Annotated in this window: 17 protein-coding genes and 1 pseudogene; 7 read left to right on the forward strand and 11 right to left on the reverse strand. The window is 57.1% G+C overall.

All coding sequences use genetic code 11. The annotated features are described in order from the left end of the window. Positions 1 to 455 precede the first annotated feature (455 nt). The 5 genes and pseudogenes from N8E88_RS31745 (at position 456) to N8E88_RS08180 (ending at position 6458) form a co-directional block, all read left to right on the forward strand. Entirely contained in the window at positions 456 to 767 is a 312-nt protein-coding gene (locus N8E88_RS31745; RefSeq protein WP_410010586.1) for a hypothetical protein, read from the forward strand. A gap of 518 nt (positions 768 to 1285) precedes the next feature. Further along, positions 1286 to 2467: an acyltransferase family protein gene (locus tag N8E88_RS08165; protein ID WP_262292078.1), complete on the forward strand. Its 1182-nt coding sequence runs from the start codon at positions 1286 to 1288 to the stop codon at positions 2465 to 2467. A gap of 3 nt (positions 2468 to 2470) precedes the next feature. Beyond that, complete coding sequence (locus tag N8E88_RS08170; protein ID WP_262292079.1) at positions 2471 to 3580, forward strand: glycosyltransferase family 2 protein; 1110 nt, start codon at positions 2471 to 2473, stop codon at positions 3578 to 3580. A 48-nt stretch (positions 3581 to 3628) separates the two neighbouring features. Further along, complete coding sequence (locus N8E88_RS08175; protein ID WP_262292381.1) at positions 3629 to 4621, forward strand: glycosyltransferase family 2 protein; 993 nt, start codon at positions 3629 to 3631, stop codon at positions 4619 to 4621. A 4-nt stretch (positions 4622 to 4625) separates the two neighbouring features. Continuing rightward, a pseudogene (locus tag N8E88_RS08180) lies at positions 4626 to 6458 on the forward strand (ABC transporter ATP-binding protein). Between the two features lie 91 nt (positions 6459 to 6549). Here the strand turns inward: N8E88_RS08180 and N8E88_RS08185 are convergent. Further along, positions 6550 to 7209: a sugar transferase gene (locus N8E88_RS08185; protein ID WP_262292080.1), complete on the reverse strand. Its 660-nt coding sequence runs from the start codon at positions 7207 to 7209 to the stop codon at positions 6550 to 6552. Positions 7210 to 7726: 517 nt separating this feature from the next. Here N8E88_RS08185 and N8E88_RS08190 point away from each other — a divergent pair. After that, entirely contained in the window at positions 7727 to 8224 is a 498-nt protein-coding gene (locus tag N8E88_RS08190; RefSeq protein ID WP_262292081.1) for a hypothetical protein, read from the forward strand. A gap of 40 nt (positions 8225 to 8264) precedes the next feature. Here N8E88_RS08190 and N8E88_RS08195 read toward each other — a convergent pair whose 3' ends face one another. From N8E88_RS08195 to N8E88_RS08230, 8 genes are all read right to left on the reverse strand, one after another. Then, positions 8265 to 8921 (reverse strand): response regulator, encoded by a 657-nt coding sequence (locus N8E88_RS08195; protein ID WP_262292082.1) that lies wholly within the window; start codon positions 8919 to 8921, stop codon positions 8265 to 8267. After that, positions 8921 to 10312: a sensor histidine kinase gene (locus N8E88_RS08200; protein ID WP_262292083.1), complete on the reverse strand. Its 1392-nt coding sequence runs from the start codon at positions 10310 to 10312 to the stop codon at positions 8921 to 8923. The genes N8E88_RS08195 and N8E88_RS08200 overlap by 1 nt, the downstream gene beginning before the upstream one ends. A 440-nt stretch (positions 10313 to 10752) precedes the next feature. Then, the gene (locus tag N8E88_RS08205) at positions 10753 to 11268 is read right to left on the reverse strand and encodes a Holotricin-3 precursor (RefSeq protein WP_262292084.1); all 516 of its coding nucleotides are present in this window, start codon (positions 11266 to 11268) and stop codon (positions 10753 to 10755) included. A gap of 190 nt (positions 11269 to 11458) precedes the next feature. Next, a complete protein-coding gene (locus N8E88_RS08210) occupies positions 11459 to 12853 on the reverse strand; it encodes a flagellar biosynthesis protein FlgA (RefSeq protein ID WP_262292085.1) in 1395 nt (464 codons plus the stop codon). Positions 12854 to 12878: 25 nt separating this feature from the next. Next, a complete protein-coding gene (locus N8E88_RS08215) occupies positions 12879 to 14402 on the reverse strand; it encodes a tripartite tricarboxylate transporter permease (RefSeq protein WP_262292086.1) in 1524 nt (507 codons plus the stop codon). A 36-nt stretch (positions 14403 to 14438) separates the two neighbouring features. Continuing rightward, complete coding sequence (locus tag N8E88_RS08220; protein WP_262292087.1) at positions 14439 to 14939, reverse strand: tripartite tricarboxylate transporter TctB family protein; 501 nt, start codon at positions 14937 to 14939, stop codon at positions 14439 to 14441. A gap of 58 nt (positions 14940 to 14997) precedes the next feature. Further along, a complete protein-coding gene (locus N8E88_RS08225) occupies positions 14998 to 15981 on the reverse strand; it encodes a Bug family tripartite tricarboxylate transporter substrate binding protein (RefSeq protein ID WP_262292088.1) in 984 nt (327 codons plus the stop codon). A 67-nt stretch (positions 15982 to 16048) separates the two neighbouring features. After that, positions 16049 to 17110: a 4-hydroxythreonine-4-phosphate dehydrogenase PdxA gene (locus tag N8E88_RS08230; RefSeq protein ID WP_262292089.1), complete on the reverse strand. Its 1062-nt coding sequence runs from the start codon at positions 17108 to 17110 to the stop codon at positions 16049 to 16051. 182 nt (positions 17111 to 17292) lie between these two features. On the opposite strand from N8E88_RS08230, the gene N8E88_RS08235 reads away from it, so the two are divergent. Continuing rightward, positions 17293 to 17976, forward strand: coding sequence for a GntR family transcriptional regulator (locus N8E88_RS08235; protein ID WP_262292090.1), 684 nt, complete (start codon positions 17293 to 17295; stop codon positions 17974 to 17976). Positions 17977 to 17980: 4 nt separating this feature from the next. On the opposite strand, the gene N8E88_RS08240 is transcribed toward N8E88_RS08235, so the two are convergent. After that, on the reverse strand, positions 17981 to 19813 hold the full coding sequence (locus tag N8E88_RS08240; protein ID WP_262292091.1) for an SLC13 family permease: 1833 nt from the start codon (positions 19811 to 19813) through the stop codon (positions 17981 to 17983). A 69-nt stretch (positions 19814 to 19882) separates the two neighbouring features. Beyond that, entirely contained in the window at positions 19883 to 21085 is a 1203-nt protein-coding gene (locus tag N8E88_RS08245) for a M20/M25/M40 family metallo-hydrolase (RefSeq protein ID WP_410010574.1), read from the reverse strand. Between the last annotated feature and the right edge of the window lie 7 nt (positions 21086 to 21092).

The raw sequence follows: 21092 nt of genomic DNA on the forward strand, positions 1-21092 counted from the left end.
CAATCCTTGTCAAGTGGGAATCGATCAGTGCCCGGGGCTTGGTGCATCGACACCGAAAATCGCTCACAGAGTTTAGAGCAACAGCTGATATTAGGGCGACTTCAGTCAAACTGGATGCTCACGATACCCTTCAAACATAATTCCGAATCGCACATACCGGATCCCGAAACCGAAACCGAAGTCGAAGTGCGAGGCGACAATACTGGGATGAGTAGTGACGGCTGATTCTCAGAGCTGGCAACATCCTAAGCGGATACGGTTTCATTGGAGGCATTATGCGATCTTCTCAGCAAACTCGGTGGATTCTATTGCGAAGTGCGACACGTTCATAACATCAACGTGTTGGCTTTGGAGAAGAATGCATGCCTCGCCTCCACGTGCAGCTCGATCTGGATGAATGTCGCAAACTGTATCGGTATTGAGAAAACAAACTGCCCGTCGATGAGATAGCCAGACTGCTCGGCAGGCATCGTTCGACGATTTATCGCGAACTGAAACGCAACCATGTCCACGACCCGCAATTCAAACAATATAGCGGCCATTACCCGCTGACGGCCAACGACCTGTGTTTGCGTCGCCGTCATGTCCGGCGCAAGCTTGTCCGTTATCCAGGTTTGCGGCACTGTCGAGAACACCAACCGGCGCATCCTGCCGCGCTACACCGACCTGATGCAGATCGACGGCTTGCACCTCAGCCGGCTCTGTCGCGATCTGAATACCACCCCGCGCAAATGCCTCGGTTACCGAACACCAGAAGAAGTCTTTGACCAGCACTTGCACAGCTATGAAGTCGACTACCCTCACCCCACGCCTGTCGCACTTCAGATGGAATCTACAAAAAGTGCTTCCCCACAGATCTCATTAGCGAAACGGAACCGCGGTTATCGTTCGTTTAAAGCCCTGATGGAAGCACCTGCGCGATCAGTTCCCGTTCGTCGCAGATTATTGCGTCGAACTTCGATCGGACCGCGCCCGACTTATGCCGGACCGTAGTCAGACTTTGGTCTGATTACGGTGCGACCAATGTTTGATATGGAAAGATTTGGGAGGCAGGCAAGCACCTTGCTCTTTCTGCCACGGGCCAAATACGAGCTGCCCCTATTGTTCTGTGCCGAATGAAGCTTTGGTACGTCGTCCGGCGGCTGATTTTTTAGCGGGGTGATCACGCCCCGATCGCTTGTTTGTTGGGTCAACGAGGGAGGCCACTCGGCAAGAACCGTCGCTGGTTGGAGGGGTTGGCGCGGTCCAGGAGCTTGCCGGCATAGCTGAACGCTGAAGGATCCCGATGTCGAATGTGCGTTATCGGCAGTTGGACGGTCTGAGAGCCGTTGCCGTCGCCATGGTATTGTATGCGCATTTTTTTGCTGCCGATGGCTCCTATTGGGGCCACGTCGGAGTGCGCCTGTTCTTCGTGCTGAGCGGTTTCCTGATTACGCGGCTTCTCCTGGAGGCGCGCTCCGCCGCAGAATTCGAACCCGTTGCGGCACTCAAGTCGTTTTACATTCGCCGGGCATTGCGCATTTTCCCCCCATATTTTGGCATGTTGGGCTTCGTCTGGCTGGCGGGCCTGGAGGAATCCAAACGAGTGCTAGCCTGGCACACGTTTTACCTTTCGAATTTCTGGTATGCCCTTCGCGATGAGTGGACGCCGTGGATCTTATGTCACACCTGGAGTCTGAGTATCGAAGAGCAGTTCTACATCATCTGGCCGTTGATTATTCTGTTGGCACCGCGTCGTTCGATCGAACGGATTTGTATTGGCGTCATCCTCTTTTCGTTAGCATTTCGCTTCTGCTGGCCTGTTACGGGAACGCCTTCTCTCGCGCGTGATCTGCTTCCTCCGGCATCAATGGACGCACTGGCATCCGGTGCATTGCTCGCAGCCTGGCGAACGAGGACTTTGCTCACGCCGCGATGGATGTCGATGAGCTGGGTGCCGCTCGCGGCCGCTTTCCTCATTTTGTTGTGGCTCAGACCGATGCAGGTGTCTGTGATGCAGGATTGGGCACGCTGGATCGGGCTCGAGGTTCTTCCCCTCGTCCCGCTCGTGATGATTGTGGGCTACTGTTCCGCAGGATTGGGCGGCTATCTGGGTCGGGTCGCCGAATACCCGCCACTGACTGCCCTTGGTCGCATCAGCTACGGCGTTTACCTTTTTCACGCGATCGTTCTTGCTTTTGTCGTCAAGGCTCAACCCTGGATACCCGTTAATGTCTCGGAGCAAGGACTTGGCCGGCTCCTCATTGCCGGCGCCGGCACTCTGATGCTCGCTTCGATCTCATGGCTGGTCCTGGAAAAGCGGGTCAACGCACTAAAAGATTTTTTCCCTTACGTGGTTCCAAAAGAGCCTAGCACCGCTCTAGGGCTATACGGGACGAAAGACCAAGGGGGGCCCGCTTATCTGTACCATCACTCGATGACCGCGCTCTCCCAAACCCTCAATCGTCAACGAACTGGCCCACGGTGAACCATGGCGCACACTCCACTCGTCTCCGTCCTGTTACCTGTCTACAACGGTGAACCCTACCTCGCCGCGGCGCTCGCCAGCATTCTACGTCAGGATCATGAGCGTCTGGAGGTCATAGCGATCGATGACGGCTCAACGGATAGCTCTTTGCAGATTCTGCAGCGGTACCAGAAGGCCGACGGTCGTATATCCATCGTCTCACGAGAGAACCGTGGCCTCATCGCGACCTTGAACGAGGCCCTGGTTCTGGCCAAGGGTGACCTTGTCGCCCGGATGGATGCCGATGACGTCTGCTACACGACTCGCCTGTCGCGGCAAGTCTCGGTGTTTAAGGAGCAACCGCACCTCGCAATCTGCGGGACGGCTATCGACACGCTCATCGGCGACCGCATCGTGCGGGGCTCGCTTGATCCGCTATACCAGTGGGCAAGTTTAGGGACATTATCCAAGTTCTTTACGATCTTCATGCACTCGACCGTGGTCTACAACAGAAAAGTCATCCCGGCCGAGATGCTCTTTTATGACGCGCGCTATGTGCATGCCGAAGATTTCGATCTTTTCAGACGGATTACGGATCGCTTTTCAGCGGCAATGATCGGTGAAAGTTTGGTCGCCTACCGTATCCACGGCGAAAGCGTCACAAACAAACACAAGCGACAAATGCGCAAGACGCATCTGAAAATCGTCGCTGAGAATCTCGAGCGAGAAGGTTTGGTCGATAGGTCTGATGTTTTCGACGACATCGCCGACGCCGTGACGACGAAAAGTGTTCAGCAGGTTGCGGAATGTATCCTGGGGCTCGAAAAGAAGATCTCGACACAACCCGCGGCGATACGGCCAAGTTATGAAGAAGGCACATTGAACCTCTTCTACTTTCTCTATCAGCTCATCAGCGATGAACAGCGACCGGAGTTCACGCATGAGTTCTTAACCCGCACGCAAAAATGGGGGCTGATCCGGCGCCGCGAACGATATAGTCTCCTCCCCGGTGCCTACATGCCGTGGTTCAGTGGCATTTCAATTGCCGCCAACAAGCGCGTCGACGCGTTATCCCGGTATTTGCAGTCCGTACCCGCTGCGACCGTCCTTCCCCGTTCTGACCTGATCGGCTGAGCTAGAATGGATACCGAACTCCACCAAACCCCTCCGCACAGCTTCAAGATGGTGCATGCCCTGTCAACAACAGCTACGCCGGAATCAGAAAAACCGGTGCATGCGAGTTTCATTGTGTGTACGCGAAACCGTGCCGCGGCACTTGCGGCCTGCATTAGATCAATCGAGGCGGCGTGCCGGTCTCATGCTGCGTTTGCGAGCGAACTCGTCGTTGTCGACAACGGCTCGACGGACAGCACGCGAGAATACGTGGCCGGCGTGGCCGCTACCTCGGACATCGCAATCACCCTGCTAGCGGAAGCCCGTCCGGGCTTAGCCGCCGCGCGCAACGCCGGGCTGCGGCACGCGCGGGGCAACATTGTTATTTTCATCGACGACGATTGCGTAGTTCATCGTGGCTATCTCATTGACCTAGAACGTCACTATGCGACCGGTGAACGTTTGGTCATCCGCGGTGGACGCGTTGAGCTCGGCAACGCCAATGATTTACCGTTCACGATCAAGCGGTCGCCGACGCGCGCGCGGCTTACACGCGACGTCCATCCCGGCGGCTTCGTGGTGGGCTGCAACATGACGATGCATCGCGATGTCGCGGCCCGTATCGGCCGTTTCGACGAGCTGCTCGGCGCGGGTGCTCCGCTGCGAGCCGCAGAGGACACCGACTACCTGATTCGCGCATTTCAGCTCGACGTCCCTGTCGAGTACGTGCCTGACATGACTGTCTACCACCACCACGGACGAAGCTCTCGCCGAGATGTCGAAAGGCTCCACCGAAATTACAGCTTGGGCAACGGGGGGCTTTACGTGAAGCATATCCGATGCGCGCCATGGCTGCTTCGTCATTTCTTCTGGTCCGTGAGGTCGGCTTGCAGGGAGCTTTTCGGCGGCCCTCAATTCGATCGTGAACTGCACCTGTCGCACTGGCCAATTGTATTCATGAATTTGCTGGGCGCTGTCACGTTCGCGGGTCTTCTCTTAACAAAACGGTGGCGTCGCCGAGAGGTGAGTCAAGACAAACAGGCAACTCTTGAGCTAAGGTGACATGATGTTGCAATTCGTATTGCCAGGCACGCGGATGCTCCGAGACGCGCTGGGGCGCCAATTGCCCCTGCTTTCGGCTGTGGTCATCCTTGGTTTGAGCAGTGCTGCGCTCGAAGGCGCCGGTATCGGTCTCGTCATTCCCATGCTGAGCATCATTGCCGGTCATGAGAACGACACGGGAATGGGCGGCCTCTCTGCTGTCTTCCAACAAGTCGGATCGGGGTTGGATGATGGAGAACGGCTCGTTGTAATCGCGGTGATCGTCCTCGCCTTGATCACGCTGAAGAACATTTTGGCATTTTCAAACACGGTGCTCACGACCTACATCTACGGTAAAGCCAGCCATTCCATTCGAAGCGCGCTCTCACAGCAGCTCCTGAGCATAGGATACCCTTTCTTCCTCCAAAAACACCCCCAGCAGCCCTAGCAAGGATACCCTTTCTTCCTGCAACAGAGCCCCGGGCGACTGCTGAATATCATCTCCAACGAGTCTTGGCGGGCTTCGGATGCCATCCAGACCGTACTCGCGTCTATTGTGAGCGCGTCGGCGGCGATCATTCTGCTGGGGTTCCTTCTGCTTCTGTCCTGGCCGATGACAGTGTTCGTGGCGCTGGGTCTGGCGCTGGTCCAACTGGCGCATGCCATTCTTTCGGCCAGTCTGAAAGACCCGAGCCGTAGCGTCACGTCGCTCAATAGCGAACTTGCGTCCAGAATGCTCCACCTCGTGCATGCCGGGCGGCTGATCCGAATCTTTGGGCAGGAGCGGCGTGAAAAGGCGGTGTTCGACAAAGCATCGGACGCCGTTCGCCGAGCCGGCTTTGTCCTCCAAACCCGCCAGGGGGCACTGCCGCCGCTGACCGAGGTCCTGCATGCTATGCTTTTCCTGGCAGTGGTCGTGGTCGCATGGTTCGCGAACGTGAGTTTTCCGGTTATCGTCGCATTCATCGTCCTGCTTTACCGGCTGCAGCCACATATGCGTGCCCTGCAATTATCATGGAGCCAGATCCAGGGTTGGAGCGGGTCACTGGAAGAAGTGAGATGGTTGCTCGATTCATCAGACAAGCCAGAACCTCCATCAGGCACGCTGCCGGCGCAGGGCCTACGTCAACGGATGCAATTCGACGGCGTGACCTTTAAATACCCTGGTTCAGGTTCCCGCGCGGCAGTGTTGCATTCCGCGACCTTCGAAATCCGCAGCGGTTGCTCGACAGCAATCATCGGTCGATCAGGTGCCGGCAAAACTACTGTAGTGAACCTTCTCTGCAGATTTGTGGATCCGGATGAGGGGCATATCATCGTTGATGGCGTGCCCTTGAGCCAGATCGATCCGATCCAATGGCGAAGCCAGATTGCGTTGGCCAGCCAGGACCTGGAACTTGTGGACGGTACGATTTTAGAGAACATCACTTACGGGCAAGACCTGGCGACAGCCGCAGAAGCGGAGGCCGCAGCGAAATTGGCCGAGGCACACGAGTTTATAGAAAACCTGCCTTATGGATACCAAACGATCGTTGGCTACAGAGGTGTCAATCTGTCTGCCGGACAACGGCAGCGCATTGCATTGGCAAGAGCAATGGTGCGCGACCCCGAAATCCTGATTCTGGACGAAGCCACAAACGCTGTGGACGGTCTTTCGGAAGCGGCGATCGTCGAGACACTGAAGTCGAGGGCAGGACGGCGTACGACGATTGTGATCAGTCATCATCGGAGCACCATTGCATTTTGCGATGATGTTGTGGTCCTCAGTGGCGGTCGCGTGAAGACCCAGGCTCCATTCGCCGAAGTAGCCTCACTGAGTATGGACCAACTCTATGAGCACGAGCATCGAAACATCTGACGCGCTCAACTCACCGTCTATTCTCCTGGCGGAACCGTTTCCTTTTGCGGTGCGCGCTGGAACTCGATTCTATCCGGCCCACCAAGCCGTATCAATACGACCCGCGAGAGGCACATACGGCAGGAATGGTCTTGAGAATGATTATGATATCTTTCTGAAAGGACCAGTTTTCAACGTACTGCTTATCGAAAGCAATGCGCTCGTCATAGTTCACGTCATTGCGGCCGCTGATCTGCCACACACCAGTCAGGCCCGGGCGCGATTTGAAATAGTAGGTTGCGGCGGAACCATAGAGTTCGATCTCATCCTTCACTACAGGACGCGGCCCAACCAGGCTCATCTCGCCGCGAAGAATGTTAACCAGCTGGGGTAGTTCGTCGAGGCTCAATTTCCGCAACACGAAGCCGACTGTGGTGATACGTGGATCGACCTGCAGCTTTCGCGCTGCCAACCATTCCGCACGTGCCTCCGGATTTGCAGCGAAATGGGCTTCAAGGATGGCATCACCGTCGGTAACCATGGTGCGGAACTTGAGGCAATAGAACGGATTCCCGCCACGCCCGATGCGGCGATGGCCATAAAAAACAGGTCCACCGTCCGACAATTTAACCAGACAGGAGAGCAGTATGAACAGCGGGCTGAGCAGGATGAGGGCAAGGCTCGCGGCGAGCACATCGAACGATCGTTTCAAGAGCCCTCCAATGGGAAGTTTTTCAAGTTCTTCGGATTGTCGAATTATTTTCGTCGTCACAAGAAGTCCTTTCGAGTGGTTCTCAAGAAGCTGGCTTCGTGTTTTGGGTGGCTAAACCAACCCTTCATATGCGCGGTAATGCCCGACGCCAACCCGGTACTGGCGACTTCGTTCCACGGTTGGGCTTCAGCCCTAGGAGGCGTCGGACCTATGCCAAGTCCAAGATCAGACCAAAGTCCGATTGCCATGCGGCAATGAATAGATTGGTCGCCGTGGGCACTCGATGAACCAGGTCGCAAACACCCAGCACCCTCGCGTCACAAAGCGGTACACTCCAAATGTCCCAAGACAGTCACGTTCCGCCCCGGACTTCAGACCAGCGAAAGATGAGACTTATGATATTCGATGATCAGACCAAAGTCGGAATACCTCGAGGCAATCGTTTGGTATGGAACAGTACGGCGTTGACACGTGCGCAGGGAGCCTTGCGAGCTACAGTTGCTTTTGAGCCGCAACAGAGATCAAACTTTCTCTTTGTCTTGCCTCTGTTATGAGGACAGAATTTTCAGGAGGCACTATGCATACCCGTTTTGGACTGACTCGCGTTCTTTGCAGTGCTTGCGTAGCTGCAGCGTTGGTGGCGACGCCCCTTGAAATCACCCTCGATGGTCAATCCCTGAGTTTGCACGCACAATCGGCATGGGCAAAAGATGGGAATAATGGCGGCGGCAATGGAGGCGGCAATGGAGGTGGTAAGGGCGGAGGCAATGGCAACGGAGGTGACGGTGGAAACAGTGGCGGCGGCAATGGGAAAGGTAACAACGGCAAGAACGGGAAAAACGACAATACGAGCCAGAGCGGCGAGGACAAGGGCACTGCCGTCAATCAATCTACACCCGCAACCCGCGAAAAAGTGGCAGTCGATGGCACTTCGATTGAAGTTCGTCACAGGAATGGAATGAGCGAAAGGATTGAGGCCGGGCGCTACATGATGAAGGATGCAAAGGGCCGCACAATCATAAACCGCACAGCAACAAATTCTGATCAATCGAGATTACAATCGTTCGTCCGCTGATCGTTTGCACCCACGCCGGGTGCGCCCCTGGATTGACCAATCATACCAGGCGGATATCGTGACCGGCGTCACGCAGTGCCATCGCGGCTTCGGTCCTGTTTGTGACATTGAGTTTCGCAAATATGCGCCCCATATGGTGCTTTACAGTTTTTTCGTGAATGTCGAGCTTCAGCGCAATCCGCTTGTTGCTCAATCCGGACGCAGCAAGATCCAAGACCTCATACTCGCGACTTGAGAGTTCGGAGATCGGATCAGTCCTATTGGGCGCATTGGATATGGATGACAGATCCGATAGCATCCGGGCCGATAGAGCCGGAGAAACATAACCTTCACCAGAAGCAACCGCTCGGATTATTTCGGCCAGCGCCCGTGAGCCGACGCCTTTAAGGACATATGCTTTCGCGCCGCTGTTGAGAGCCTTCGTCACGTCGTCACTCCTCTCTGACACAGTCAGCATGATGATCTTTTGCTCGGGGAAATGATCGAGGATCGGCGAGACCGCGTCCAAACCTCCGCCCGGCATGGAGATGTCCAACAAAATAACGTCCGGACTGTGATCCCGGGCAATCCGGATCGCGTCCTCCTTTGTGCAGCCTTCTCCAACGATCTGAAAGCCGTTGATTTCGCTGAGGCTGCGCCTGACCCCCTCCCTGAACAATGGATGGTCGTCAATCACTGCAATACGTAGTCCCGTCATTACGCCTGCTCCAGTCCGTCCAAATTCAGTGACATCCGTACCCGAGTGCCTCGTGCCGAAGACTCTATGGTGAAATGGCCGCCAAGGCTTTCCACCCGGTCCCTCAGCCCGGCAAGTCCAATACCGCTACGACAGACATCGGCAGGATCGAAACCCGGCCCGCTGTCAGAAACATCGACTACAACGCGCTGATCCCGGAAAGTTTCCACAACCCGTTGTTCAATGCCTCCACCATGCTGGAAGCCGTTGTTCAAAGCTTCTTGTATAAACCGATAAATGCAAATTTTTGCCGAAGGTTCAAGCTGCACCGGCGTGCCTGATATCGATATATCAACGCTCGACCCGGTGCGATACTCGTGGGCTTTGACCGCCCGTTGGATGATTTCCGGCAAATCGGCCGCCTCTATATGTGGCAGCACGAGGCCTTCGCAGATGTTCCTGATCTCACGCATCGCCTCGTCCAGGCTTTCCTTTATCGCCATCACTTCGTCCTCACGCGTTTCTTCCGAGACGGCAGGATCGACAAGGACATCGCTGTCCAACCTCAGCGCAGCGAACGCCATGAGTTGCGCGGGGCCGTCATGGATATCCGCCCCTATGCGCCTGAGATAGCTCTCATTTAGTGCCGCAGCACGTTGAGAGGCGCGTTGGACACGCGCATGTAACCTCTTATTTTGCAGCAGCAGATCGGAAAGCTCGCTCACCCGTTGCTTTAGGTCCCTGCGTTGATCGTCGATGGTCTTGCTGCCGCGGAACACGATCACTGACAAGACCAGAAAAAAAGCCAGTGTAAAGAAGGCTACAGCAAGCCAGCTGCGCAGGCGCGCCTGGTCCAAACTGTGTTGAAATTCGTCAGCTATTTCGTAAAATTCCGATACGGCGACCACTTTGCCCGACCACGGTTGGAGGACCGGATTATAAATCTCCAGAAGCGGCTTGCCGCTCGCCCGCTCAGCTTCGCTTTCCACGTCATCAATCTTGTTAAAATTAGCGACCATCTTGCCAGCAAACGCCGTCTTCAGGTCATCGTTGACGGCAAAGCGTTTGCCCATAAGCTTTTTGTCGTTGGAATACAGAACCAGCCCGTCGCTTCGCCAGAGTCTGAAAGACATGAGCCTCGCAGCCAACGCCCCCTGCCCCAACGTCTCATCCAACGCACGCGTAACGGTTTCATCGAGCATCTGATTGGTTTGCATGTCGGGAAGAATGGGCGCGACAACGCTATCCACATACAAGGCGGTTGCCGCCGCCGAATTACGAGTAACGGCAGCTTCAATCAAGCCCGCGACAAAAGCGCCAATCACAATCATCGCACCCACCGAGACTAACCCTCCAATGAGCAGAAACTGCCTTGCAAGAGACTGAGAATTCCAGCGGGTCAGCAGATTCATGGCTGTGTACGTTGGGTTGGCTCAAAGCCCTTTGATCGAGGCGATATTCGAATGTCAGTTAAGCACCGATAACCCGATGCGTTCATTGTCAATCTCCATTCTGGGTACCCATGCGGTCGCAGCACTGGTCTGCCCATAGCGGTCGCGAGCCACCAGTTTTTCGTTCTACCGCGATGTGTCGCGTGATCACCGTTAGCGCAATGTCTGCCATCGTGCAAATTGTGCATGGTTGAGTTTTCGCCGCGTGCCTCGGTCAATATTCCGCGGCATTCTTGTTCGAAAGCTCGCTCCGTTGACGCTACTTTCGATGGCCGCTGCGTTCATAAGATGAAGATTTGGAATTCTTCCCAACTGAACATGACGCCGTGTCAGCTCCCTGTGAAAACAGCGACCCGAAGGCCGCTGTCGAAAGATTACCCAAGTATAGATCCTTTAAGATCCTATTGGCGCGCATCCAGCAATGCATCAATGCGATCGACCTGTGCCGGGGTGAGCGTGCGGCCAAAGGCGGTTTCAAGCTGTGCAACCGCATCGTCAAGCGCCTCCTCCTGCAGTGCAGGGTCAGTCAGCGCCAAGGCCTCTTCCCGGCTGCGCTCATAGGTTGCAATCTTGCCTACGGAAGAGTTCGGTGCGGCCCGCTCTCTTGCCCGTGCAGACGCATGCGCAGCGTTGAGCGGACCCAATCCAGTTTTATCGTCGTCGGTGTCCAGGGATGATTTCTCGACTTTGGCTTTGTCGTGGGCATTTACAGAATTGCCGCGCTCGGACGATTTGCCATGGCTTCCACCGTTGTTTCCTTTTCCGCCGCCATTGCCGTTGCCGCCACCATTGCCACCGCCGTTTTTGGCAAATGCCGAACCTACGGGATTGAAGTGATCGGTGGTTGCACACATTGCGCCGGCAAAAAACAAACCAAGACACGCTGCTGCGACGATACCAACTTTAGATTGAACCATTATCCACCTCCTCAATGAATTGCATGCCGACAGAGCCGGACCGACGATCCAAACATAGGCTTCTTCGGGGAACGAGAAATCGGACTAAAGACCTACCAATAAAAATCAATAGGCCTAACGCGTATAGGCTCGTCGACCTCGCCGTTGGGGGCATAGCGGGTCAAACTGGGGCCTTTTGTTCTTTCAAGATTTACTTTGCGTCGTGTACGTGCCCGAAAAAGTGGGCATCCTGTTGCTGACGCAGACCAAGAAGGTGTGAGGTTTCCAGCTCCACATCCGCGAGCCGGATTGCATCGCCCGCCTTCACCGGGCGGATCAGTCTGCGGTTGGCCACCAGATAGAACGGAGCTGGTTGCTCGGCAGCGAGCCGATCCGCAGGAACGAGGACGGCCGATACCTGTTCAATGGCATGGTGGTGTCCCGTCGCAGCCAGTATTCTGCCGCTGCCAAGATCGGCTTCCGCGATGGCGGCGATATCGAAACGCGGTTGCGGGTGCCGTGACCCACTGGAACGAAGCTTCAGACCTGCTTCGATGATGCTGGTGGCCGCCTCAAGCCCGAGAAGGTGGCGCGGGAGGTAGACCATCGCCGTCGCTCCGTTGCGGCTTAGAACATGGCCTTTTTCAGCGAGAAGGCTCCAACTCGCCGTGTCGCGGCACCGAATCACGACGAAGACTCCGCCGGCAAAGCTGACTTCGCCAGGCAAGCGCAGGCAATGGAAAACATCCATTCGGCGCTCGCCCTTCAAGAGCCCCCCATCCGTCTGCGCGGAGAAGAATGTTGGCACCTCCGAAATCCGGGCTATAGGACAATGAAGGTCTGGGCGGTCGGGGACAAGATCGATCGAATGGGAGACGACCACGAGTTCGCAAAGATCGGGAACCGCGCGTTGAGGCAATGCGGCGGCCGACCGTGACCGGGCGGCGGCAATTTCGGTGACATCACGTTGGCCAAGTTCAATGTGATCGGCAAAGCCGGGAGCATCGATAGTGACGCCATTGCTCGTAAGCGTTTGCGTCAGAGGATCGAAGAGGAAATCATATTCGCTGGCCTTTCCGGCGCAGACAATTTCGAAGCCCAGAACCTCTGCCCATGTAACAAGGCCGATCATGAGGCTGGGCTGATCGCCATCGACCGGCGTGACCACTGTTCCCCTTTGCGATGCCATTCGAGCAAGGCCGGGCCCGATAACGCTGTCAACCTCTTTGGATACAAGCGCGACATGTTTGCCGGCAGCAATTGCCAGCTCGGCATGACGTGCACCTGCTTCCGGGTGCCCCGTCGATTCGACCAGCACATCAAACGGCAAATCGACGATATGTGCGACGTCTCCGGCAGCGATGCACAGGCCATTCTCCCATGCCCGCCTGGCCTCCTCCTTGCTGCAGCATTCAGCGATCGCCTCAAAGCCGGCGGACTTCATGGCCGCGGCGGCCGTAGCGACATCGACATCGACAGCGATGCGCAGATCGAGGAGAGGAACATGCCTGCCCTGGGCCAGGAAACTTCGGCCAAACCCGCCAGTGCCTACAATGCACACGCCGATTGGCCGTGGCGCATCGCCGAAATAATCATGATAATTCACGGTGTTGATCCTTTCGGTGCGGCGCTTAAACCTTCGCCGAATGTCCTGCGGCACGGCGGCGGAGATTGCGGACGCCAACTGCGTTTGCAAGTATCGGCCAGAGAAGCATCAGCAGTCCCAGTGCCATGATTCCTGTGACCAGCGGATTCGACCAGAAGATCGACAGCGAACCATTCGACATCAGCATGGATTGACGGAAAGCATCCTCAGCCTTGTCGCCAAGGACCATGGCGAGAACGAGTGGAGCGATCGGGTAGTCCAGTTTCTTGAACAGATAGCCGAGTATGCCGAAGCCAAGCACCAGCCACATATCAAAGGTTGAATTGGCTATCTGATAGGCCCCTGAAAAGATAATGGCCACGATCACCGGTCCGACGATCGAGAAGGGTACCCGCAGAATTGACGCATAGATCGGAACCGTGGCAAGTACCAGCACAACGGCGACGACATTGCCAAGATACATCGACGCAATGAGACCCCACACGAAATCCGGCCGGTCGATAAAGAGCATGGGGCCGGGCGTCAGCCCCCATATCATCAGCCCTCCCATCATCACAGCCGCCGTTGCCGAACCAGGCACGCCGAGGGCAAGCATCGGGAGCAGTGCCGCTGTACCCGCCGAGTGGTCGGCCGTTTCGGGCGAGACGATGCCGCGTGGGTCACCCTTGCCAAATTCGGACTTGTCCTTGGCAAACCGCCTCGCCAGACCATAGCTCATGAACGAGGCCGCCGTCGGGCCGGCTGGCGTGATCCCCATCCAGATGCCGATCACGGTTGAACGCAGGATTGACCAGCTGTAACGGGGCATCTCCTTTAACGCCTTGAGGACATCCACGATCCTGACCCGTGCCTTGATGCCATCAAACCGCAAGCCTTCTTCGGTGGTCAGCAGCAACTCGCCAATACCGAAAAGTCCCATGACCGCCACGAGGAAGGAAACCCCCTTGATCAGATCCGGAACGCCGAATGTCAGGCGTAAGCCACCGGAAATCGTATCCATGCCGACAGTGGCAAAGGCAAAGCCCAGCATCATGGTGACAAGGGTCTTGGCCGGTGCATTTCCACTCATTCCGATGAAGCTGGCGAATGCCAGAAAATAAACGGCGAAAAATTCCGGTGACGAGAACTGCAACGCAAAGCCGGCAACCCAGGTGGAAAGCAGGGTGATCATGATCACACCGGCCAGGGCCCCGATACCGGCTGACATGAATGCAAGCGTAAGCGCGCGCGTCGCCTGCCCGTTCTTTGCCATAGGATAGCCATCAAAGGTCGTTGCCACAGACGAGGGTTCACCAGGGATATTGAAAAGTATCGAGGTCGTTGAACCACCAAACAACGCGCCCCAATACATGCAGGACAGGAGGATAATGGCCGAGATCGGATCCATCGTGAACGTCAGCGGCAGGAGCAGCGACACGCCGTTCGGCGCACCGAGGCCCGGGAGCACACCAACGAGGATCCCGAGCATGACCCCGATTATCATGATAAGAATGTGGTGACCGGTAATGATGGTCGAAAACCCCTCCATCAGGTAGCTGAAATTTCCCATCGGCATCTCCTCCAAGGCGTCCCGGCAATTGCAGGATCAGTAAATTCCGAGCCAACCTTCGATCGGCCCCTTGAGCAGCGGCACCTGAAAGCCGACCTCAAAAACGAGATAGAACAGTGCGGAAACGGCGAGCCCAGCGCAGCCCGATATCCACCACCGGTAGCCTCCCTGCCATTTCATGGAACCGAGGATATAGAGGGCCGTGCCGACGTAGAGACCAAGGAGCAGCGATATGAGGATGAAGGCAACGACAGGCAGAAAAAAACCGAAGACCGGTTTAGCCCGTTCGATATCAAGAAAAATCTCGCCTTCGTGATTGTAGAAGAAGAGGCTCCGCAAGAAGGTAACCATACTTCCCAGGATTACCAGGCTGCCGACAATGAAGGGGAAATAACCCGCCTCGGGTCCCGTATCACTCCAGCCGACCCCGCTTCGCCACGACGCAGTGCAGATGGCAATTCCGGCTCCTCCGGTCAGGAGCGTTGTTACGACTTCCATCGTCTTGCGGGATACATATCCCTTTTGCAAATCGGCCATGCTCTCCTCCATCCGCCGTCAAACGCGAGGCGCCCAACGCGAGCGCCTCGCGATCAGATCACTCGACCAGCCAGCCTTCACGCTTGAGCACCTTGAGCACATTCTCGCGATCACTGGTCTGATAGCTCGTAAAGTCACCGCCAGCGAGGAACTGCGACGTTTGCGAAGTCTTGGCCACATAGTCGGCCCATTCCGGCGTCTCGGAGACCTTCTTCAGAACATCGCGATAGAATTTCACGGCCTCCTCGTCGACCCCGGCAGGCAACCAGACCGTGCGCGGCATGCGGTAGCTGTCAATTGCGAGCCCGGCCTCGGCGCATGTCGGTATGTCGCTCCAGCCCTTGCCGTCATGCACAGGCTCGCTTTTGGGAAAGCGGTCGGGCCGGAAGACGCAGAGCGGCTTCACCATTCCCGCCTGCCACTGGCCGCGGTTCTCATTGGGATTGTTCACATTGGCATCGATGTGGCCTCCAGCCAGCTGAACGGCTGCCTCGCCGCCGCTCTTGAACGGAATGTACCGGAACTCGGCTCCTGTCGTCTCCGCTATGGTCGAGACGAGAATCTGGTCCGTGTCCTTGGACTGGCTGCCGCCGAACTGAATCGCTTTCGGCTGCGCCTTTGCTGCAGTTACGAAAGTCTTGATGTCATTGACTTCGGATTTGCCGTTCACCCAGACCAGGAATTCGTCAAGCGCGAGCGCGGCGACCGGCGTCAGGTCTTCCGGCTTGTAAGGAACAGCGGCAACACTCGGCAACAGATATTCGTTGTTCGTGCCGAATGTCAGTTTGTAAGGATCGCCCTTGTAGCCGGCGGCGTAGACGAAACCCTCGGCGCCGCTGCCGCCACCCTTGTTGGTCACAACCACTGGTGCATCCATCAACTTGTGCTTGGCGATGATGGATTGAACAGTCCGGGCAAAATTGTCCGTGCCGCCACCTGGCCCGGAGGTGACAACGAACTCGACTGGTTTTGCCGGTTCGAAGGCCATTGCCGGAGCGACGGCCGTCATTGCGAGCAGTGTTAGAGCGATTTGTTTCAGCATATTGATTCCTCCCTGTTGCTATACCGCCCGCCGCATGCTCCTACCCGGCGGCACGGTGCTGTCCTCGTTAACTCCGATTGCGCCCAGCCTCCCTCGAGGCAATGTGCTGCGTGGCCATCTTCGCCGCCAATAGCCCAGCCTCGCGCGAGGCGCCGACGTCGGCGATGCCGCGCCCGGCAATATCGTAGGCTGTGCCGTGTGCCGGCGTGCACAGCGGGAATGGCAGCCCACCCATCATCGTGACCCCCTTGTCGAAGCCCATCATCTTCATCGCGATCTGGCCCTGGTCGTGGTACATGGTCAAAACTGCGTGGAAACCTTCCTTCAATGCCCGCAGGAATACCGTGTCTGCGGGAAACGGCCCATCCACGGCGTAACCGGCAGCCTTCGCACGAGCGACGGCAGGCTCGATGACTTCGATTTCCTCCATCCCGAAACTGCCGCCATCGCCAGCGTGCGGATTGAGCCCCGCGACTGCGATTTTGGGGTTGCCGATACCGGCGAGGCGCAGACAGGCAGTTGTCAGTTCGATCTCCGCCAGAATGGCATCGATGCTGATGTGGGCGGAGACCGCGGAAAGCGGGATATGCGAGGTCACACGCGCATTCCAGATACGTTCGAGCACGTTGAATTCACGCATCTTGCCGTTGAACGACAGGACATCGGAGACAAAGCGAATCTCGTCATCGTAGCCGGGATAGGCATAACGCATCGCCTTCTTGTTGAAGGGTGTGAAGCAGATTCCGTCAACGCGGCCCTTGTCGGCCAGATGGAGAGCAAAGCGAAAATTTTCGGTCGCAAACGTACCACCCGCAAGTGTTGCCTCGCCGCGCACAACATCCTTGGGATCGAGATTGCGAAGGTCCACGAAGACTGGCCGCTCCGAGAGTCCGGTCGAAAAATCGCTCGCCGACCGATAGTCGAGATCGAGATCGACGTTTGCGATCGCAGCCCCCTCCTCCAGTATGCGACGATCGCCGACGGCGATGAAATGCGCGGCATCTTGGAGTTCCGGCAGGGCAAGCATTCGTGCGGTCAGTTCCGGACTAATCCCGGCCGGATCGCCCATGGCAAGCGCCAGAACAGGTCGCACAGCCTCGGCAGCGGCTGCTGGTTTGGCGTTCGCCATAAAAACTCCTCCTCTCCCAGTGATGCATAGAGGACTACAAACAAATCTTTCTGTATGCAAGCATTTTGTATACAGTATAAAAAATAACGTATGAAGGCAGTATCATTCTTGTTCGACCAATGCAAAAATGATGCAAGGAACCGACTCGCCCTCGAGGCGGCGGCATGAAGGGGAGACACACCATGGCAGCGGAAATGATCGAGACCAATGGACGACGGACAGTTGCCACCATCTCGCGTCAATCGCTCCATGGAGAAATCGTCACGCGCTTGCGGGACATGATCATCGAGGGAGACCTCCAGCCGGGCCAGCGCATCTACGAAACCCAGCTTGGGGAGGAATTGGGCGTATCGCGCACGCCGCTACGCGAGGCCCTGAAATTTCTGGCCAGCGAAGGATTGGTGGAACTGGTGCCGAGCCGGGGGGCCGTGGTCAAGCGCTTCTCGTCCAAGGATGTCGAGGATATGCTCATTGTCCTGCGATCATTGGAGATGCTTGCCGGACGTATTGCATGCGCGGTGGCAAGCGACGAAGGCATCACGCGGTTGCGGTCGCTGCATGACGCAATGGTAAAACACTATAAGGCCGCTGAACGGCTCGAATATTACAAGGTAAACCAACAGATCCATACGGGGATTGTAGCCCTGGCGAACAATGCCCCCCTGGCCGAAGTGCACGGATTGCTGCAATCGCGTGTCAAGCGCATCCGCTTCATTGGCCACGAGGGAGCGGAACGATGGGCGGGAGCTGTCGCCGAGCATGAAAGGATTATCGCGGCGCTCGAAGCACGCGACGCGGAGACTTTAGCCCGCGAGCTCGACACTCACCTTGCCAATGGCTGGGAACGGGTAAAGTCTGTCGTCTGATATCTCAGAAATGCCAGATCAGGGGCACGATGAAAACCGAAACCACAAAAAACCAGATGAGCAGTGGCAAGCCGAGTTTCCAATAATCGCTGAATGCGTAGCCGCCCGGCCCCATAACCATCAGGTTGGTAGGCGTGGCGATGGGCGTCAGAAACGCTGCTGCCGCCGCCACCGCTGTGCTCATAAGTACCGGACGGGGCGAGATACCCATCGCCATGGCAGCGGCCACACCGATGGGGATAACGATCAGAGCCGTTGCAGTGTTGCTGATGAGCTGTCCCATTATCGCCGTCAGGATGAACAGGCCCGCAAGCAGCGCCACGGGTCCGGCATCGCCGACGAGATCGACAAGATGTTCGGCCATCAGCTTTGCCGCTCCCGTTTCCACCATCGCGGTGGAAAGCGGCATCATCGCACCCACGAGGATCACCGTCGTCCAGCCGATCGCACGATAGGCTTGCTCGACGTTCATAATCCCTGACAGGATAATCGCACCGGCAGCAAGCAGTCCGGATACCGCCGGCGGCACAATGCCCGTCGCGAGAAGCAAAACCATTGCAATCAGGATGATGATGGCCTGGCGGGCACCCGGCCCCATGGGAACGGCCTGACGACGTACCAGCTCCGGTGAATTGACGACCAGAACGTCAGGATCGTCGAGGTGAACGTCAAGGGCTTTCCAGGTTCCCTGCAGCAGCATGGTGTCGCCCGCTTGCAGCTCGATTCCGCCCGCATCTTTACCTTTGATGGCGGCGGTTTCCAAGCCTGGGCGCTGCACCGCCAGAATGATCAGGTCACCACTTTCGGTGACCATGCCAGGAAAAACCTTCTCCCCGATGAGGCCGGAGCGAGGAGGGATGACAATTTCTGCAAGCCCGGAGCTACGATTGAAGAGTGTGTCCTCGCCTTGGCCGCCCGCTTTCTCATCGCGAAATGCAAGATGCATCTGTGCCGCAAATGCCGCGGCCGCATCGCTTTCACCGCGGATCAGCAGATGGTCTCCCTCGGCCACCAGAGGCCTGCGGAGCGGCCCGGCCGTTTCGCCCTCCTGTATGGCGACCAGCTGCAGCCCCGGATGCGCGGATAGATCGACTTCAGATGATGGCACGCCGACAAAAGGTGAGCTTGCCCGCACCCGCAACTGGTAGATACCGCTGGCGAGCCCGTATTGCTCGACCAATGTTTTGGCGTGACGGCTGAAATCGGCGGGCATGGTTGCGCCGTTGCGTTCCGGAAGCAATTGCTTGCCGAACAGCACTATGATCGCCATGGTTCCGGCCAGGAGCGGCACACCGACAAGTGCAAACTCGAAGAAGCCGAAGCCGCCGACCCCCGCGTCGAGCCCGGCTTCCGACACCAGTACGTTCACTGGCGTTCCTGTCAGCGCGAGCATCGAGCCGGCGTGCGCAGAGAAAACCAGCGGCATGAGCAATTGCGACGAACTGCGCTTGAGGCGGACGGCGATCACAACCACCACCGGCAGGAGAGCTGCTACAGCGCCGTTGACGCTGATCAAGGCCGTCAGCAGCGAAACCAGCCCCATCTTCAGCAGCAAAAGGCGCGTCCGGCTTTCTTCGCCGGCACCACGGATGAGCAACTGTCCAGCCCAGGCCGTGACCCCGGTTACCTCAAGCCCGGAGCTGACGACAAAGAGCGATGCAATGAAAATGACGGCGGGATCACCGAACCCGCCGAGCGCCTGGCCAATCGTCAGCACTCCGGTGGCCCAAAGCGCCAATGCGGTGAGCATGGCTACGACGACGACCGGCAGCTTGTTCCAGACGAACAGAACGACGGCAATGGCGATGATGGTGCCCGTGTATGCTATCGGACTCAATCGTTCAGTTCCTCATTTGGCCCTGATCGGGCTCGCCGTCCCGACCGGTCACGCAGACGGTCCCCAAGGTTAATCATCGAGCGTCGCCATCAGGACGCCGATCCGGCAGCCTTTTTCAAACTCCGGAAGGTTCACATATTCCTTGATGGTATGGATTTCGGCCTGACCGGAACCGATGGTGATGGTGGGAATACCGTGTTTGTCGAGCCAGTTGGCGTCGAGGCCGCCGTTGGAGAAAACCAGGACTGGTTCGATGCCGAGCGCCTTGAGCGCCTTGGTTGCCCGCCTCACGATCGGAGTGTCCTTGCCGAGTTCGAACGGTGGATAGGATGTCACATGGCTGAATTTCAGCTCCGCGGTGTCGCCCGCGTCATCCGTGACCTCACTCTGCGCTGTGGTGAATGCTGCTTCGTAACCTTTGGCGATCTTCGTTGCAAAGGCGGATTTTGGACTGCGTGCTTCGCCCTTGATAAATACATAGTCGGTTACGACGTTGGTTGCGTCGCCGGCGGGTTTGTTGTCCTTGCCGCCGAAGATGCCGACATTGCTGGTGCCGCGGCCGTCTGTCTTGACGACCTTGCCGAACCAGCCAGCCCGCCGTGCTTCGGCAAGAGCCAGTGCTCCGACCATCGTCGCCGATATGCCCTTTTCAGGAGCAACGCCGGCATGCGAGGCGCGTCCCCTAATCTCTACTTCCCAGTTTTCCTGGCCGACGGCGCCGATGATCAGGTCGGAAGCCATCTGGCCATCGACATTGATGCACATGACCGCACCACCGAGTTCGGCGGGGTTGAGCTCCCGCGCACCATGCAGCCCGCTTTCCTCGCGAACAGTAAACAACAGCGTGATTGGCGGATGCGGCAGCTTATTCTTGATAAGAGTTTCGGCGACCACGACGAGAACCGCGACGCCGGTCCGAGCATCGCCGCCAAGGGCAGTAGTGCCGTCCGAGACGATACGGTCGCCCTCGCGACGCGGCTTTGCTCCTGCACAGAGCGGCACGGTGTCGAGGTGCGTGGAAAAGAGAAGCCTTGGACCTGGACGCGTTCCGGGCAGATCCACAATCAGATTGCCCGTTTCAGTCGGTAGCGGAATACGTTTGTTGGCGTCATCAAAACGAATGGCGGACTCCGGCACGCCGACCTTTTTCAGAGCATCGCTGACCGCAGCAGCAATGTTCGCTTCTTGTCCGGTTACACCTTCGACCGAGAGGAATCGCATCAGGTGATCCTCCGCCGCCGCGACGTCGAGGGGAATAGAGTTGTTGTTCATAATATCC

The organism is Phyllobacterium zundukense (assembly GCF_025452195.1).
GTDB classification, from domain to species: domain Bacteria; phylum Pseudomonadota; class Alphaproteobacteria; order Rhizobiales; family Rhizobiaceae; genus Phyllobacterium; species Phyllobacterium zundukense_A.

Coding starts and splice junctions, on each gene's coding strand:
- N8E88_RS08235 (WP_262292090.1), top strand. CDS start 17,293: ATGGCAGCGGAAATGATCGAGACCAATGGACGACGGACAGTTGCCACC.
- N8E88_RS08215 (WP_262292086.1), bottom strand. CDS start 14,402: ATGGGAAATTTCAGCTACCTGATGGAGGGGTTTTCGACCATCATTACC.
- N8E88_RS08230 (WP_262292089.1), bottom strand. CDS start 17,110: ATGGCGAACGCCAAACCAGCAGCCGCTGCCGAGGCTGTGCGACCTGTT.
- N8E88_RS08205 (WP_262292084.1), bottom strand. CDS start 11,268: ATGGTTCAATCTAAAGTTGGTATCGTCGCAGCAGCGTGTCTTGGTTTG.
- N8E88_RS08200 (WP_262292083.1), bottom strand. CDS start 10,312: ATGAATCTGCTGACCCGCTGGAATTCTCAGTCTCTTGCAAGGCAGTTT.
- N8E88_RS08225 (WP_262292088.1), bottom strand. CDS start 15,981: ATGCTGAAACAAATCGCTCTAACACTGCTCGCAATGACGGCCGTCGCT.
- N8E88_RS08170 (WP_262292079.1), top strand. CDS start 2,471: ATGGCGCACACTCCACTCGTCTCCGTCCTGTTACCTGTCTACAACGGT.
- N8E88_RS08245 (WP_410010574.1), bottom strand. CDS start 21,085: ATGAACAACAACTCTATTCCCCTCGACGTCGCGGCGGCGGAGGATCAC.
- N8E88_RS08165 (WP_262292078.1), top strand. CDS start 1,286: ATGTCGAATGTGCGTTATCGGCAGTTGGACGGTCTGAGAGCCGTTGCC.
- N8E88_RS08220 (WP_262292087.1), bottom strand. CDS start 14,939: ATGGCCGATTTGCAAAAGGGATATGTATCCCGCAAGACGATGGAAGTC.
- N8E88_RS08195 (WP_262292082.1), bottom strand. CDS start 8,921: ATGACGGGACTACGTATTGCAGTGATTGACGACCATCCATTGTTCAGG.
- N8E88_RS08190 (WP_262292081.1), top strand. CDS start 7,727: ATGCATACCCGTTTTGGACTGACTCGCGTTCTTTGCAGTGCTTGCGTA.
- N8E88_RS08175 (WP_262292381.1), top strand. CDS start 3,629: ATGGTGCATGCCCTGTCAACAACAGCTACGCCGGAATCAGAAAAACCG.